General features: G+C 76.4%; 13 protein-coding genes. 7 read left to right on the forward strand and 6 right to left on the reverse strand.

Annotated elements, in window-relative coordinates:
- The first annotated feature begins 318 nt into the window (after positions 1–318).
- On the forward strand, positions 319–1,572 hold the full coding sequence (locus ACH443_RS17565; protein ID WP_430591046.1) for an acyltransferase family protein: 1,254 nt from the start codon (positions 319–321) through the stop codon (positions 1,570–1,572).
- A 6-nt stretch (positions 1,573–1,578) separates the two neighbouring features.
- Here the strand turns inward: ACH443_RS17565 and ACH443_RS17570 are convergent, their stop codons facing one another.
- The gene (locus tag ACH443_RS17570) at positions 1,579–2,397 is read right to left on the reverse strand and encodes an RDD family protein (RefSeq protein WP_429767133.1); all 819 of its coding nucleotides are present in this window, start codon (positions 2,395–2,397) and stop codon (positions 1,579–1,581) included.
- Between the two features lie 48 nt (positions 2,398–2,445).
- On the opposite strand from ACH443_RS17570, the gene ACH443_RS17575 reads away from it, so the two are divergent.
- Entirely contained in the window at positions 2,446–3,435 is a 990-nt protein-coding gene (locus tag ACH443_RS17575; protein WP_430591047.1) for a stage II sporulation protein M, read from the forward strand.
- A gap of 19 nt (positions 3,436–3,454) precedes the next feature.
- Here the strand turns inward: ACH443_RS17575 and ACH443_RS17580 are convergent, their stop codons facing one another.
- The 5 genes from ACH443_RS17580 to ACH443_RS17600 all read right to left on the reverse strand — a co-directional run bounded on the left by ACH443_RS17580 (position 3,455) and on the right by ACH443_RS17600 (position 9,188).
- Positions 3,455–4,864: a DUF58 domain-containing protein gene (locus ACH443_RS17580; RefSeq protein WP_430591048.1), complete on the reverse strand. Its 1,410-nt coding sequence runs from the start codon at positions 4,862–4,864 to the stop codon at positions 3,455–3,457.
- 13 nt (positions 4,865–4,877) lie between these two features.
- Positions 4,878–5,819, reverse strand: coding sequence for an AAA family ATPase (locus tag ACH443_RS17585; RefSeq protein WP_430546798.1), 942 nt, complete (start codon positions 5,817–5,819; stop codon positions 4,878–4,880).
- 167 nt (positions 5,820–5,986) lie between these two features.
- Positions 5,987–7,270 carry a DUF4350 domain-containing protein gene (locus tag ACH443_RS17590; RefSeq protein WP_429767097.1) on the reverse strand — a complete coding sequence of 428 codons (1,284 nt, stop codon included), beginning with the start codon at positions 7,268–7,270 and terminating at the stop codon, positions 5,987–5,989.
- Complete coding sequence (locus tag ACH443_RS17595; RefSeq protein WP_430591049.1) at positions 7,267–7,965, reverse strand: DUF4129 domain-containing protein; 699 nt, start codon at positions 7,963–7,965, stop codon at positions 7,267–7,269. The genes ACH443_RS17590 and ACH443_RS17595 overlap by 4 nt, the downstream gene beginning before the upstream one ends.
- Positions 7,962–9,188: a glycerophosphoryl diester phosphodiesterase membrane domain-containing protein gene (locus tag ACH443_RS17600; protein WP_430591050.1), complete on the reverse strand. Its 1,227-nt coding sequence runs from the start codon at positions 9,186–9,188 to the stop codon at positions 7,962–7,964. The genes ACH443_RS17595 and ACH443_RS17600 overlap by 4 nt, the downstream gene beginning before the upstream one ends.
- 203 nt (positions 9,189–9,391) lie before the next feature.
- On the opposite strand from ACH443_RS17600, the gene mtrA reads away from it, so the two are divergent.
- From mtrA to hpf, 5 genes are all read left to right on the forward strand, one after another.
- Positions 9,392–10,072: an MtrAB system response regulator MtrA gene (mtrA, locus tag ACH443_RS17605; RefSeq protein ID WP_429735004.1), complete on the forward strand. Its 681-nt coding sequence runs from the start codon at positions 9,392–9,394 to the stop codon at positions 10,070–10,072.
- Positions 10,059–11,843, forward strand: a complete 1,785-nt coding sequence (mtrB, locus tag ACH443_RS17610) for an MtrAB system histidine kinase MtrB (RefSeq protein ID WP_429767092.1) — start codon at positions 10,059–10,061, stop codon at positions 11,841–11,843. Before mtrA ends, mtrB begins: the two co-directional genes overlap by 14 nt.
- On the forward strand, positions 11,840–13,588 hold the full coding sequence (locus ACH443_RS17615; RefSeq protein ID WP_430591051.1) for an LpqB family beta-propeller domain-containing protein: 1,749 nt from the start codon (positions 11,840–11,842) through the stop codon (positions 13,586–13,588). Before mtrB ends, ACH443_RS17615 begins: the two co-directional genes overlap by 4 nt.
- 105 nt (positions 13,589–13,693) lie before the next feature.
- A complete protein-coding gene (locus ACH443_RS17620; protein ID WP_430591052.1) occupies positions 13,694–14,665 on the forward strand; it encodes a ComF family protein in 972 nt (323 codons plus the stop codon).
- Positions 14,666–14,699: 34 nt separating this feature from the next.
- Complete coding sequence (hpf, locus tag ACH443_RS17625) at positions 14,700–15,365, forward strand: ribosome hibernation-promoting factor, HPF/YfiA family (RefSeq protein ID WP_429767087.1); 666 nt, start codon at positions 14,700–14,702, stop codon at positions 15,363–15,365.
- Positions 15,366–15,493 lie beyond the last annotated feature (128 nt).

Here is a 15,493-nt window from a genome sequence, read left to right on the forward strand (position 1 = left end):
GGCCTCGAACACGCTCAACCCATCACGCACACCCCGCCAAAACGCGCGCTCCACACTCCGCACGACCTTCGTCCCGTCACCCATCCCAACACCCCCTCACCAGATCAGGTGTTGCGACGACCGCTTGAACCCGCCGGCCCGCGAGCTGTCAGGGCCACGACCAGGCATTCGTGCACGTGGTCCTGACAGGTCGGCGGGGGATGTCCCCCGGGACGGTGCGGGGGAGGTGGCGCGCGGGGCGGGGGTCAGGCCCATGTCGGGCGACGTCGCAGGTCACGAGGCTGGAGGGGTCCTCGTCGCCCAGCCTCAGGAGCCATCGTGGCCGTCCTCGACGCCCCCGCCCCACCTGTCCCGTCCGCGCCGCCGTCCGTCCGGCGTCGGCCCGACGTCCCGGCCGCGCGGCCGCACGCGGCGCCCGTCGCCCGGCCGCGCCGAGCCCGCGACCCGTTCGTCGACGTCGTCCGGGCGCTCGGCACCCTCGGGGTGGTGCTGCTGCACTGGCTGATGGCGGAGGCCACGTGGGACGGGCGGACGCTCCTCGTCGGCAACGCGCTGGGGCACGGCGCCGGATGGCTCGTGACCTGGCTGCAGCCGTTGGCCCTGCTGTTCTTCGCGGCCGGCGCCTCCGCCGGGTACCAGCGTGGGGCCACCGTCGTCGGCGGCCGCGGCTGGGCCGGAACCGTCCTGGCGCGGCTGCGGGCGACGGCCCGGCCCGTCGGGGCGTTCGTCGGGGCCTGGGCGCTCGCGGTGGCCGCGCTGCTCGCGCTCGGGGTGCCCGACGACGCGGTGTGGCGGATGGCGCGGATGGCGCCGCAGCTGCTGTGGTTCCTCGGGGTGTGGGTGGTGCTCATGGCGCTCACGCCGCTGCTGCGCGCGGCCTGGCAGCGCTGGCGGTGGGGCGCGCTCGCCGTCGCCGTGGCGCTGCCGCTGGCGCTCGACGCGCTGCGGTTCGGGCTGCCGGGTGAGCTCACCGGCGCGCTGGCCTGGGCCAACGTGCTCCTCGCCTGGGCCGCGCCGTTCCTGGCCGGGATCGCCTACGCCTCCGAACGCAGCGTCCCACGCCGTCCTGCCCTCGACCGGACTACCGGCGCCGCCGCCGACCCCCTCGCCGGCCGCACGGCCCGGCTGCTCCTCGCCGCCGGAACCGTGGCCGCGGTCGCTGCGACGGCCGTGCTGGTGGCGGTGGGCCCGTACCCGCTCAGCCTCGTCGGGATGCCGGGCGACGAGATCTCGAACCTCGGCCCGCCGACGGCGCCCGTCGTCGCGCACGCCGTCGCCCAGGTCTGCCTGGTGCTGCTGCTCCGGACGGCGCTCGTGCGGCGCGCCACGACCGGGGCCGGAGCGCGGGCCGTCGGTGCCCTGGCCCGCCGCTCGATGACCGTCTACCTGTGGCACCTCACCGCGATGTTCGCCGTGGTGGGGGTCGCGCTCCTCGGGCTCGGGCAGGAGCTGCCGGCCTCGTGGGGCGCGGACTGGTGGGCGTCGCGCCCGGTCTGGTTCGCGGCCTACCTGCTGGTCCTGCTCGCCCTCGTGCGCGTCTTCGGCCGCTTCGAGGACCGTCGCCGTTCGTGAACGTACTCAGCGGGGCGGGTCGGGGACGGCGTACGGCAGGCGGTGCAGGGTGGCGGCGCGGGCCTCGGCCCGCGCCTGCTCGGCCTGCCCGCGCTCGAGCTCTCGGTCGCGGCGCTCGTGCAGGACGGCGTGCAGGAACGCCTCGGGCGGCGTGCCGGGCGGCGGACCGGGGGCGACGAACGGCTCGACGCGGCCGGCCAGGTCGTCGGCCAGGCCCGCGCGGGACGCGGGCGCGAGCCGGGGAGCGCGGTCGAGGAACTGCCGGGCGGCCAGGGCCAGCCCGTCGGGCAGCCGTCGGATGTCGGCCGTGCGGGCCCAGGCGGCCAGCTCCGGAGGCATGGCCAGCGGGACCGTCCGGGCGCGGCCGCCCCGCACGCGGATGACGTACGTGCCGGCCAGCAGGTCGCCGAGCCGCTTGCCGCGCGCGTTGGACAGCGACGCGACCAGCGCGACGCTGCCGGCCGTCAGCCACAGCTCGCCGATGCCCACCAGAGCCCGCGTGAAGGCGTGGCGGAAGCGCACCGGGCCACCGTCGTCGCGCACGACGCGGAGGCCCGTGATCAGCTTGCCCAGCGAGCGGCCGCGGCTCAGCGTCTCCACCGTCGTCGGGATCACGACCATCACGAGCGCCGCGGCGACGACGCCCGCCACCCGGGCCCACTGCTCGTCGATCGCGACGTCCTGCAGGGCCACGACGACCAGCAGCGTGATCCCGACGATCGCGAGCGCCGCGAGGTCGAGCAGCGCCGCCAGCGCCCGGCTGACGAACGACGCCGGCCGTGCGTCGAGCACCACGCCCTCGCCGATGACGATCCCGTCCTGCATGTGCATCTCCCGCTCGTCCGACGTCTCCCGTGTGGAAGGGTATCGACCGTGGACCTCGACGCCTTCACCGCCGTGCACAGCCCGCAGTGGGAGCGGCTCCGCGTGCTCACCCGCAAGCGGCGCCTCGACGGCGCCGAGGCCGACGAGCTGGTGCGGCTGTACCAGGCGGTCGCGACGCACCTGTCCACGGTGCGGTCGGCCGCGCCCGACCCGGTGCTCGTCACCCGGCTCTCCGACCTGCTGAGCCGGGCCCGCGTGCGCGTCACGGGCACCCACGAGCCGGCCTGGGCCGACGTCGTCCGCTTCGTCGCGGTGACCGTGCCCGCGGCGCTGTACCGGGTGCGCTGGTGGACGCTCGGCGTCGTCGTGGTGTGCGTCGCGCTCGCCGTCGTCGCCGGCTACCGCGTCGCCACGGACCCGGAGGTCCTCGCGCAGATGGGCACGCCCGCCGAGCGCGAGGCGTACGTGAACGAGGCGTTCGCGTCGTACTACGACCCGGGCGCGTCCTTCGCCGCCATGGTGTGGACCAACAACGCGTGGATCGCCGCGCAGTGCGTGGGCCTCGGGATCACCGGCGTCTGGCCGGCCTACGTGCTGATCCAGAACGCGGTGGGCGTGGGCGCCACCGGTGGGATGATGGCGGCCTACGACGAGCTGGACGTGTTCCTGCAGCTCATCGCGCCGCACGGGCTGCTCGAGCTCACCGCGGTGTTCGTCGCCGGCGCCGCCGGCCTCAAGCTCTTCTGGACGGCGGTGTCGCCCGGACCGCGGCCGCGCACCGTCGCGCTGGCGCAGGAGGGGCGCGCGCTCGTGACCGTCGCGATCGGGCTCGCCGGGGCGCTCGCGGTGTCCGGTCTGATCGAGGGGTACGTCACGGGTTCGGCGCTGCCCTGGTGGCTCAAGATCGTCATCGGCGCGATCGCGCTCGCCGGGTTCTGGGTCTACGTCGTCGTGCTGGGCCGGCGCGCCACCGCGGCGGGGCTCACGGGCGACCTGGACGCCGACCGCGCCGGCGAGGTCGTCCCGACCGTCGGCTGAGCGCCCACGACGCTCGGGGTCAGAGGCGGCCTGCGGCCTTGAGCGCGAGGTAGGTGTCCGCGAGCCGGGGAGCGAGGTCGTCCGGCAGCGCCTCGACGACCTCGGCGCCGTGCTGGCGCAGCACGGTGGAGACGGCCGCCCGCTCCAGGTCGGCACGAGCGGCGGCTGCGGCGTCGTAGACGGCGGCCGCCGACGACCGGTCGGCGCGCAGCCGGGCGGCGTCCGCGTCGGCGACGGCCGCGACGACCACCTGGTGGGTGCCGGAGAGCCGGTCGATCACGGGCAGCAGGCCCGTCTCGACGGCCGCAGGGTCCAGCGACGTCAGCAGCACCACGAGCGAGCGCTGCGCGACCCGCTGGCGCACCTGCCCGACGAGGCCGGGCCAGTCCGTCTCCAGCAGGGCGGGCTCGACGGTCGACAGCGACTCCGCCAGCGCGGGCAGCAGCCGCGGGCCGGACGCGCCCGCGACCCGGGCCCGCAGCGCCCGGTCGTACGCCAGCACCTGCACGCGGTCGCCCGCGCGGTCGGCGAGCGCCCCGAGCAGCAGCGCGGCCTCGATGCCCGCCTCCAGCCGCGTGCCGCCGAGCGACGACGGCGCGTCGTCGTCCGCGCCCTCGGGCGCCCGCTCGGTGTCGGCCGCGGCGGCGGTGCCGATCCGTGCGGCGGACGTGCGGCCGGTGTCGAGCACGATCACCACGCGCCGGTCGCGCTCGGGCCGCCAGGTGCGCACGACGACGTCGCCGCGGCGGGCGGTGGCGCGCCAGTCGATCGAGCGCACGTCGTCGCCCACCACGTACTCGCGCAGCGAGTCGAACTCGGTGCCCTCGCCGCGCACCTGCACGGCGGCCCGCCCGTCCATCTCGCGCAGCCGCGCCAGCCGGGAGGGCAGGTGGCGCCGGCTGGCGAACTCGGGGAGCACGCGCAGCCGGGCCGGCACCGGGATCGACGCCTGGCGGGCCGCGACGCGCAGCGGCCCGAACGAGCGGACCGTCACCGGCCCGGCGGCGCGGTCGCCGCGGCGGGTCGGCCGCAGCGGGGTGCGCACGCGGGCGGACTCCCCGGGCGGCAGGTCGACGTCGTGCCGGGCCGAGCGGGCCACCAGCGGCTCGCCGGCCGCCGCGCCGTCGGTGCGCAGGGTCGCGTCCGGCACGAGCGACGGCGGCCAGGCGTCGCGGACGACGGCGCGCAGCCGCCGTCGCGCGGTGTTGGTGACCACCAGCTCCGAGCGGGCCGTCGTGCCGAGCCGCACGGAGCGGGGGGTGCGGCGCTGGAGCGCGACGGCGCGCGGGGACGCGGCGAGGGCGACGTCGACGGCGCACACGGCCGCCACGACCAGCGCCCACACCACGACCGTCCCCGGCACGGGGAACAGGACCACCGGGATCACCCCGAGCGCCGCCAGCACGACGGCGCGCCACGTCAGCGCCATGTCCGGGTCCCGCTCAGCGGGGGACGGGGACGGTCGCGAGCACGGTCGTGAGGACGCTCTCGGCGGTGACGCCCTCGAGCTCCGCCTCGGGCCGCAGCTGGACGCGGTGCCGCAGCGTGGGGTGCGCGAGCGCCTTCACGTCGTCGGGCGTCACGTACGAGCGCCCCGACAGCCAGGCCCAGGCGCGCGACGTCGCGAGCAGCGCGGTGGCGCCGCGCGGGGACACGCCGAGCGAGAGCGAGGGGGAGCGGCGGGTGGCGCGGCACAGGTCGACGGCGTAGCCGAGCACCTCGGGTGCCACCTGGACCTGTCGGACCTCGGCCCGCGCGGCGGCGAGCTGCTCGCGGCCGGCGACCGCCCGGACGCCCGCGGCGCCCAGGTCGCGCGGGTCGAAGCCGGCGGCGTGCCGGGCCAGCACCTCGATCTCCTGCTCGCGCTCGGGGACGGGAAGCACCACCTTGAGCAGGAAGCGGTCGAGCTGCGCCTCGGGCAGCGGGTACGTGCCCTCGTGCTCCACCGGGTTCTGCGTGGCGATGACGACGAACGGGTCCGGCAGGGGCCGCGGCGTGCCGTCGACGGACACCTGACGCTCCTCCATCGCCTCCAGCAGGGACGCCTGCGTCTTCGGGGGCGTGCGGTTGATCTCGTCCGCGAGCAGCAGGTTCGTGAAGACCGGCCCCTCACGGAACGAGAACTCGGCCGTGCGCGCGTCGTACACCAGGGACCCGGTGACGTCGCCGGGCATGAGGTCGGGCGTGAACTGCACGCGCTTCGTCGACAGGTCGAGCGACGCGCCGAGCGCCCGCACCAGCAGGGTCTTCGCGACGCCGGGCACGCCCTCGAGCAGCACGTGGCCGGAGCAGAGCAGCGCGATGAGCAGGCTCGTCACCGCGGAGTCCTGGCCCACGACCGCCTTGCCCACCTCGCTGCGCACGCCGGCGAGCGCGGCGCGCAGCTCGCGGGACGGGGCACCCGCGGCCTCCGGCGCCGGGGGAGCGGCCTGCGGCGCGGGGGGTGCCGGCGTCGCCGGGTCGCCCGGGGTGGTGGTCGACGCTGTGGTCGACGCGGTGGGCTCGGCAGGGGCCGCGAGCGGCGTGCCCTGCGGGTTCTCGTCGGGGGTCGTCACGATCGGTGGACCTCGCTCTCCAGGGTGTCGAGCCGACGCGCGAGCTCGGTGAGCGCGTCGTCGTCGTGGGGTGGTGGGCCGTACAGCAGGTCGGCCACGTCGTGCGCGGGCCGGCCGGTGGCGCGGGCGACGGCCTCGGTGAGCGCCGTGGCGTCGGCGGACCGGGGCACGCCCAGGCGGCGCGCGACGGTCTCGGCGGTGGCGGCGCGCAGGCCCGCGGCGGCGTGCCCGCGGGACCGGGTCCGCCGGTAGAGGCGGCCGCGGCCGCGGGTGGTCTCGGCGGAGCGGACCACGACCGGGAGCTCCTCCGCGGCCAGCGGTCCCAGCCGGCGGGCCCGCCACACCGCGGCGACGAGCACGACCAGCAGCGCCCACAGGCCGACGACGCCCGCCCAGGGCGGCAGGACGCCGGCGCCGGCGGACGGCGCGCCGCCCTCGCCCGTCGAGCTCGTGTCCAGCGGGTCGGGCACGAGCCACACCAGCGTCTCCTGCGCGCCCAGCAGGCCCAGCGCGAGCGCCGCGTCGCCGTGGTCCAGCACCGCGCCGTTGGTGACGAAGGACGGGTCGTCGACGGCGGTCACGACCCGCCCGCCGGCGCCTCCGGCCGGCTCGACGCGCGCCAGCGCCGCCGGCCCGTCGACCGGCCAGCAGAGCGTGACGTCGGTGGCCCCGGGCTCGGCCTGGAGTCCCGGTGTGAGCCACATCGTGCCGGCGCGCGTGGCGAGCGGGAGGTCGCACGCCGGCTCGACGGCGAACGCGGGGGCGGCGGCCCCGGGCGTACGGCTGACGGCGCCGTCGGTGGCCGCGCGCACCAGCTCGTCGTCGGCGCCGAGCAGCACCAGGTCCGCGTCGACGCCGGCCAGGGCGTCGACCTGCTCGGGCAGCAGCATGCTCCCGGGCGTCACGAGCAGCGTCGTGCCCGGCCCAGCCGCCGCGACGGCGTCCGCGACGCGGGTGACGTGGCGGACCTCGACGCCCTGCCGCCCGAGCACCTGCGCGACGGCGCGGGCACCGGTCGGCTGTGCGTTGTCGGGCGCGTACGGGGTGGTGGACGTGGCCGGGCGCTGCACGGCCAGCACGGCCACCACGAGCGCGAGCACCCCGAGCACCAGCAGCGTCCAGCGGGTCCGGCGCCAGCGGTGGGCGGTGCGACCGCGGCCGGTGGTGCCGTCCCCCGTCACGACCGGCGAGACCACGGCGTCCGGCGAGCCGGCACCCACGGTCTGGCCCTCGACGGTGCCCCGGGTCGAGCCGGGCGTGGTCGGTGTCGGTGCCGTCACGGCGTCCCCACCCCGTCCGGTGCCGCGGCGGCCGCGAGCGGCGCGGGCCGCAGCCCGCGCACCCGCTCGTCGAGGTCGCGCAGCCGGCGGTCGTCCTCCGGACCGGCGGGCAGCGTGCCGTAGCAGACGTCGTCGAACAGGCGGGCCGCGTCGTGCAGCTCGGCGGTGACGACGGGCAGCCGCGTGGCGGCGTCGTGCGCGGCCTCCTGCGCCGTCCGCCCCGGGCGCTCGTCCAGCACGACGCGCTCGTCCAGGGAGCGCACGAGCGCGCGGAACCGGTCCAGCACGGCCGCGGACCAGTCGCCGCGGGCGGCCGCGTCGTCGGCGGAGGCCCGCAGCTCGGCCGCGGTGCGCTCGTCGCCGTCGAGCACGACGACGGAGCGCCGACGACGGCGGGCCAGACGCACGGGCCCGGCCACCCACCAGGCGAGCGCGGCGACGAGCACCACGACCACCACGACCACGAACGCGAGCGGGAACCGCCCCTCGCCGAGGGTCAGGCCGTCGAACAGGTCGCCGAGCCAGGTGAGCAGGCGCTCCAGCAGCGACGGCTGCGTGGAGTACTCGGGTCGCGACAGCTCCTCCAGGAGCCAGCGGTGCGCCGTCTCCCGGTCGGGGTCGACGGGCACGGTGGCGGGCACGTCGACGAGCAGGGTCGTCACGACCCCGTGCACCATCGCCGACACACCGCTCACGCGAGCATGCCGGGCGGGGGGCCGGGTCGGGCGCCGGGCTCGCCGCCGGGCCGCCCGCCGTCGGACGCCTGCGCCGCCGCCGCGAGCTGCACGTCCAGGCCCTCGCGGCGCATCCGCACGTCGATGTAGAGCAGGGCGACGACCGCCGCCACGAAGATCGTCGTGATCGCGGCCGAGATGACCGACGACAGCACGCTCATGACCACCGTCGCGGTGGTGAACGACTCGGTGCTGCCCCCGGTCCCGCCGATCACGCCCGCGATGAGGCCGAGAGGGATCGTGATGATGTACGCGGCGGCGCTCACGATGATCATCGCGAGCAGGTAGATGCCGAACAGGCGCCAGAAGGACCCGCGCGTCAGCCGCCAGGCGCGCGCGACCGTGCTGCCCAGGCCCTGCCCCTCGAGCGCCAGCGCGGGCGCGACGAGCCCGATGCGCACGCCCAGCCACACGACGACCACGACGTATCCCGCACCGAGCAGGAGCCCGAGGCCGACGGCGGCCCCGGTGGACTGCTCGCTCACGAGGGCCACGAGCAGGACCAGGACGAAGAACCAGACGAACGTCCCGACGGCACCGGCGAGCGAGCGCAGCAGGGCCCAGCCGATGAGCCGGCCGACGCGCCCGCGGAGCCGCTCCCAGACCTCGCCGAGGCTCAGCTTGCGGCCGATGACCGACTGGCTCACCGAGACGGTGAGGATGCCCTCCACCACGGGCTGGGCGAGCAGCAGGGTCACGCTCATGCCGAGGGACGACGCGAGCGTCTGGGCGATGAGGTTGTCGAACCCGAGCTCGGTGATCTCCGGGTCGGACTCGGCCAGCGTGGAGAACGACGCCGAGAGCGACGGCACGATGAGCTGCGCGACCAGCACGCCGAGCACCGTCGCCACGAGGATCACGAGGGTGGCGGCGCCGAGCATCACCTTCGGGTTGTGCCGGATCGCCGTGAACGCGCCGTCGTAGATCTCGCCGAGCGACAGCGGGCGCAGCGGCACGACGCCGGGCTTCGTCGCCGGCGGCGCGGCCGGCGGCTGCGGGCCGTAGGGGCTCTGCCCGTACTGCTGCCCGTACTGACCCTGTCCGTACTGCTGCCCGTACTGCTGCCCGTACTGCCCGGGGGCGGGCGGCTGCGGGGCGCCCTCGGGCGCGCGCTGGCCGTAGCGGGGCGGCTCGGGGGCGTCCCCCCAGCCGGACGGCGGCTGGGGCTGGTCGGGCGTGCTCATCGCGGCCTCCCGGGCTGCAGGGCGGTCGGGTCGTGCCGACGCGACGTCGGCGGACGGGACTGTCGGGGCTGTGCTGGTGGCGTTGCTGGCGGAGTGCTGGAGGGACCGGCTGTGACGCCGGTCGCCCCGACCCTAGTACGGCGCGCCCGCCCGCTCACGCGGCCTTCCACCGGACCTGGCGCCGTGGCTGGCAGAATGGCCGCATGAAGTCCCGTGTCCTGGTGGTCGACGACGACACTGCGCTGTCCGAGATGATCGGTATCGTCCTGAAGTCCGAGGGGTTCGAGCCGACGTTCTGCGCCGACGGCGACGGTGCCCTCGTCGCCTTCCGCGACGAGCAGCCCGACCTCGTCCTGCTCGACCTGATGCTGCCCGGCAAGGACGGCATCGAGGTCGCCCGCGAGATCCGCGCCGAGTCCGGCGTCCCGATCATCATGCTCACCGCCAAGACCGACACGGTCGACGTCGTGCTCGGCCTCGAGTCCGGCGCCGACGACTACGTGACGAAGCCGTTCAAGCCCAAGGAGCTCGTCGCCCGCATCCGCACCCGGCTGCGCCGCAACGACGACCCCGGCCCCGAGCGGCTGCGCATCGGCGACGTCGAGATCGACGTCACCGGCCACAACGTGGTGCGCGACGGCGAGCGCATCAGCCTCACCCCGCTGGAGTTCGACCTGCTCGTGGCGCTGGCCCGCAAGCCCTGGCAGGTGTTCACCCGCGAGGTGCTGCTCGAGAAGGTCTGGGGCTACCGGCACAGCGCCGACACCCGCCTGGTCAACGTGCACGTGCAGCGCCTGCGCTCCAAGGTGGAGCGCGACCCCGAGAACCCGACGGTCGTGCTGACCGTGCGGGGCGTGGGCTACAAGGCCGGTGCCCCGCGCTGAGCCCGCCGCGCGCCGCGTCCGCCGGACGTGGCGGCGGTGGCGCGCCTGGACCGTCTCGCGGACCCGGTACCTCGTCCGGCGGTGGCGGTCGTCCCTGCAGCTGAGGGTCGTGACGTCGGCGCTCGCGCTCGGCGTCGTCGCGGTCGCGCTGCTCGGCCTCTACCTGTCGGTCTCGATCCGCGACGGGCTGTACGAGCAGCGCGTCGACCGCATCGAGCGCGAGAACGCCTCGATGACCGAGCAGGTGCGCAGCGCCTTCGACTCCTCGCCCGCGACCTCGAACTCCGACCTGCAGCTCCTGCTGGCGCAGATGGTGCGCACGCTGGCGGCCGGGGCGTCGAGCGCGCAGGACTTCCTGCTGCTCAGGCCCCCCGACCAGCCGAACCGGCTCGCCGAGACGGGCACGCAGATCGGTCTCAAGAGCATCATCGGCGAGGACCTGCGGGAGGCGACGCGCACCACCGAGGGCCAGGTGCTGCAGTCCACGCAGATCCCCGCCGAGTACACGGACACCGAGGCGCCGGAGCCGGGCGTCGTCGTCGGGTCGACGGTCGAGGTGCCGTCCATCGGCACGTACGAGCTGTACGCGATCTACTCCCTGCAGGCCGAGCAGGAGACGCTGTCGTTCGTGCAGCGCACCCTCGCGCTCGGCGCGCTCGCGATCCTCGCGCTGCTCGGCGCGCTCACGTGGGTCGTGACCCGGCAGACGGTCGCGCCGGTGCGCCGTGCGGCGACCGTCGCGTCGCGGCTGGCCGACGGGCACCTGGACGAGCGGCTGCCGGACGCCAAGGGCCAGGACGAGATGGCGACCCTCACCCGCACGTTCAACGAGATGGCCGGGAACCTCGAGGACCAGATCGCGCGGATGGAGGAGCTGTCGGCCGCGCAGCGCCGCTTCGTCTCCGACGTCTCGCACGAGCTCCGCACGCCGCTGACCACGATCCGGATGGCGGGCGAGGTCATCCATGCCTCCCGCGACGAGCTCGACCCCGCCGCCCGCCGCTCCGCCGAGCTGCTGTACACGCAGCTCGACCGCTTCGAGATCCTCCTCACCGACCTGCTGGAGATCAGCCGGTTCGACGCCGGCGCGGCCGTGCTCGACGTCGAGCAGCGCGACCTGCGCGACGTCGTCGCGGCCGTGGCGGACACGTCGATGCCGCTCGCCGAGACCAAGCACGTCTTCCTGTCGGTGACGCTCCCCGACGAGCCGGCGACGGCGGACGTCGACCCGCGGCGCGTCGAGCGCATCGTGCGCAACCTCGTGGTGAACGCCGTCGAGCACGCCGAGGGCAAGCCGGTCGAGGTCACGGTCGGGGTCGACGCCGACGCGGTCGCCGTCGTCGTGCGCGACCACGGCGTGGGGCTCGCCCCCGAGGACATCGACCGCGTCTTCCACCGCTTCTGGCGCGCGGACCCCGCCCGCGCCCGCACCACCGGCGGCACCGGCCTGGGTCTCGCGATCTCCCTCGAGGACGCCCGCCTGCACGCGGGCCGCCTCGAGGCGTGGGGGCGCCTCGGGGAGGGCGCGAGCTTCCGGCTCACGCTGCCGCGCCGGGCCGGGATCCGGCTGCACGGCTCGCCGCTGCCGCTCGAGGGCCCGTCGACCGGCGTCACGGCGCCGCCCACCGGCCAGCTCCCGGTCGTGAACCCGCCGACCGGCCCCACGCCGACCGCCATCCCGGAGCTCGGGGTCGTGGACGCCGACGGCGTGGACATCGCCCACGCGCCCGTCCCGTCCGTCCGGCCGGACGACGAGGAGGAGACCCGATGACGACGCCCCGCACCCCTGGGCCCGTGCGCGGCCCGCGCCGTCGGCTCGCGGCGCTGCCTGCCGCCCTCGTCTCCGTCCTGGCCGTGCTCGCCCTCACCGTCGCGTGCGCCCGCATCCCCACGAACGGGCCGGTGCGCGACGGTGACACCGAGCTGGAGAACATCAGCGAGATCGGCTACATCGCCTCCGGCCCCGCGGCCGGCGCCAGCCCGGACCAGGTGGTGCAGGGGTTCCTCAGCGTGGCGCAGCTGGGCCCCACGTCGAGCTCGTCGTTCGCCGTCGCGCAGGAGTACGTCACGGACGCGGCGTGGGAGGGCTGGGACCGGTACGCGCGCGTGCTCGTGCTGGAGGAGGACCCCGAGCTGGACCTCACCGACGTCCCCGCCGACGCGACCGAGACGACGGTCGACGCGACCGTGCGCGTGGTCGCGACGCTCGACGACCGCGGGATGTACACCGAGGAGGCCCGGACCAACGAGTTCACGGTGTCCTTCGGCCTGTCGCGCAGCGCGGGCGGGGAGTGGCGGATCTCCCAGCTCGAGGACGGCCTCATGCTCCCCGCCGCGTTCTTCGGCCAGGCGTTCCACCCGACGACGCTCTACTTCCCGACGCCCGACCTCGCCTGGTGGGTGCCCGACCTGCGGTGGTTCCCCCGCCAGACCTGGCGCACCGACGCGACCAGCGAGATCCTGGCCGGCCCGCCGGAGTGGCTGCAGGACTCGACGACGACCGTCATCCCGGAGGGGACGTCGCTCGCCATCGACGCGGTGACGGTGACCGACGACGGCACCATCGACGTGAGCCTCACGTCCACGATCTCGCAGGCCAGCGCCGACCAGCGGGCGCTCGCGACCGCGCAGCTGCAGGCGTCGCTCGCCGAGGGGGAGGGCCGCACCGTCGTGCTCTCCGTCCAGAACGCGCCGCTCACGTCCGACGAGGTCCCGTCGATCTCCGCACCCCGGACGTCGGGGGAGGCGCTCGCGGTCTCCGACGGCGAGCTCGTGCGCGTCGTCGGGCGGGAGCTCCGCGAGCCGGACGAGCCCGTCTCGCTCGCCGGCCTCGACCCGACGGCCCTCGCCGCCGGCCCCGGTGACGAGCCGGTCGTGGTACGCGACGGCACGCGGCGCATCGTCCGCGTCTCCGGCGACGGCGCGCCCGACGTGCTCCTGTCCGGCGCGAAGCTCGTGGCGCCGTCCGTCGACCGGTTCGGCGCCGTGTGGAGCGCGCAGGGCTCGGAGCTCCTCGTGGCGATGCCGTCCGGCGCGGTGCGGACCCTGGACGTCGACTGGCTGTCGTCGCGGACCGTGCGGTCCGTGCACGTGTCGCCGGAGGGCGCCCGCGTCGCGATCGTCAGCTCCGGCCCCAGCGGTCGCCTGGTGCACGTGGCCGGCGTGGTCCGCGACGCCGAGAACGTCCCGACCGGCCTCTCGGCGCCCGTGCAGGTCGGCGCCTCCGTGCGGCAGGTGACGCAGGCGGCATGGCAGGACGAGGCCGTGCTCGCCCTGATCGGCCAGGAGGCCGACGGTGACGCCGCGGTCTTCCTCTCCGGTGTGGGCGGTCTCGCCGGCCAGGGCGGCTTGTCCCGGGCGCAGCCCGGCGTCCCGGAACCGAGGTCGGTGACGGCATCCGTCGGGACGGGGGCCATGCTCGCCATCGACAGCGGCGGCACCCTGTACTCGCGACAGAGCTCCGCGCTGTGGTCGATGGTGTCCGACGGCGTCGACCTGGTCGCCTACCCGGGCTGACGCCGCCGCACGGGGACGGGGCCCGAGGCTGCCCCCAGGCAGCCGTCGTCCCCAGGCCCCGGCGCGGGCGACCGCGCGGCGTCGCGGGCGGGGCACGCTGCCCGCATGCCCTCGACGACGACCGCGCCACCCGTCCGGTGGCTCCGCGAGCTCGGCCGCCTCGTCGTGCCCGTGTGGTGCCCCGGCTGCGGCGCCCTCGACGTGCCCTGGTGCCCGGCCTGCGAGGCCCTGCTCGGCGGCCCGCCGGCCCGCGTCGAGGCCGCGGCCGGGCGCCTGGACCGGCTCGACGGCGTCCCCGTGCTGCCGGTCTGGGCGCTCGCGGCCTACGCGGGTCCGGTGCGCGAGCTCGTCGTCGCGTGGAAGGACCGTGGACGCGCCGACCTCGACCGGCTCGTCGGCCCGCCCGTGCGGTCGGCGGCGCGTGCGGTCGCGGCGCCGGTCGCGCGCGCCGTCGACGGGCGACCGCTGCTCGTGGTCGGCGCACCCTCCACGGCGGCGTCCCGCCGGGCGCGCGGCCGCGACCACGTGCGCGTCCTCGCCCGCGCCGCCGCGGCCGGGCTGCACGACGCGGGGCTCGGCGCGACGGTCGTCCCTGCGCTGACCCGGCGCGGCCACGGGCGCGACCAGGTGGGCCTCGGCGCGCGCGCCCGCGCGCGCAACCTCACCCGGTCCGTGGTGACTCGCGACCGGGTGCTGGCCCGCGCCGGCGGTGCCCGCCCCGCGGTCCTGCTCGTCGACGACGTGGTCACGACCGGCTCCACGCTCGCGGCCGCGGAACGCGCCCTCGAGGACGTCGGCGCGGACGTCCTCGGCGCCCTCGTGCTGGCCGCCACCCCGCCTCCCGGGGCCGTCACGAAAGAGGTGAGGAACCTCCTCGCGCCACCGGTATCCCTGGCACGCGAGAGGGGGTTAGCCTGGGGGTCCCACGCGGGCGAGACGCCCCCGAGACCTCGGTCCGGGCCGCTCGCCCGTGCGACCCACGAGCTGTCCGGACTCGCGTCCGGCGACCCGGGAGGTGGTGCCGAGCACGGTGCCCCGGACGGGGTGCCCAGACGGACAGACCCGGGCCGCTCGTGAAGTGGGCGGCCTCACGACGAAGTGGAGCAACACGATGGAGATCGTCGTCGTCGGCAGGCACACGGAGGTGGCGGACAGGTTCCGCCGGCACGTGGAGGACAAGCTGAGCAAGGTCACCCAGCTCGCACCGGCCGCTCGCCGGGTGGACGTGGAGGTGACGCGCGAGAACAACCCGCGGCTCTCCGAGGTCCGGGAGCGGGTCGAGCTCACCGTGCACGACAAGGGGCCCGTGATCCGCGCGGAGGCCGCGGCGGACGACCGGTTCGGAGCCCTCGACATCGCGTTGGACAAGCTCACCGAGCGGCTGCGCCGATCGCGCGACCGCCGCAAGGACCACCGCCGCCGCGCGGGCGGCGACGTCCTCCCGTCCGTGGACGTCCGCCCCTACGACGAGGTCGCCGCCACGGAGGCCGCGGCCCAGCCGTCCGCGCCCGTCGCGCTCGCCGAGCCCGGTGACGCCGTCGAGGAGCAGCTGGGCGACTCCCCGGTGGTGATCCGGCGCAAGCTGCACCACGCCGAGCCGATGACCGTCGACGACGCCGTCTACCAGATGGAGATGGTGGGTCACGACTTCTTCCTCTTCATCTCGAAGGAGACGGCCCGTCCGTCCGCGGTGTACCGCCGTCGGGGCTGGACGTACGGCGTGATCGAGCTGGACTCGACCGTCGGCGGCGTGGAGCCGGTGACCGAGCTGACGTGATGGTCATGTCGGTTCTTGGCTGACGGGCCGAGCCGGGGGGGGGCGCCCGCCCCCCCGCGGGGGGGGGGGCCCCCCCCCGCCCCCCCCCCCCCCGGGCGCGCGCCCCCCCCCCCCCCACCCCCGGCCCG

Source organism: Isoptericola sp. NPDC019571, assembly GCF_044389385.1.
GTDB lineage: Bacteria > Actinomycetota > Actinomycetes > Actinomycetales > Cellulomonadaceae > Isoptericola > Isoptericola nanjingensis.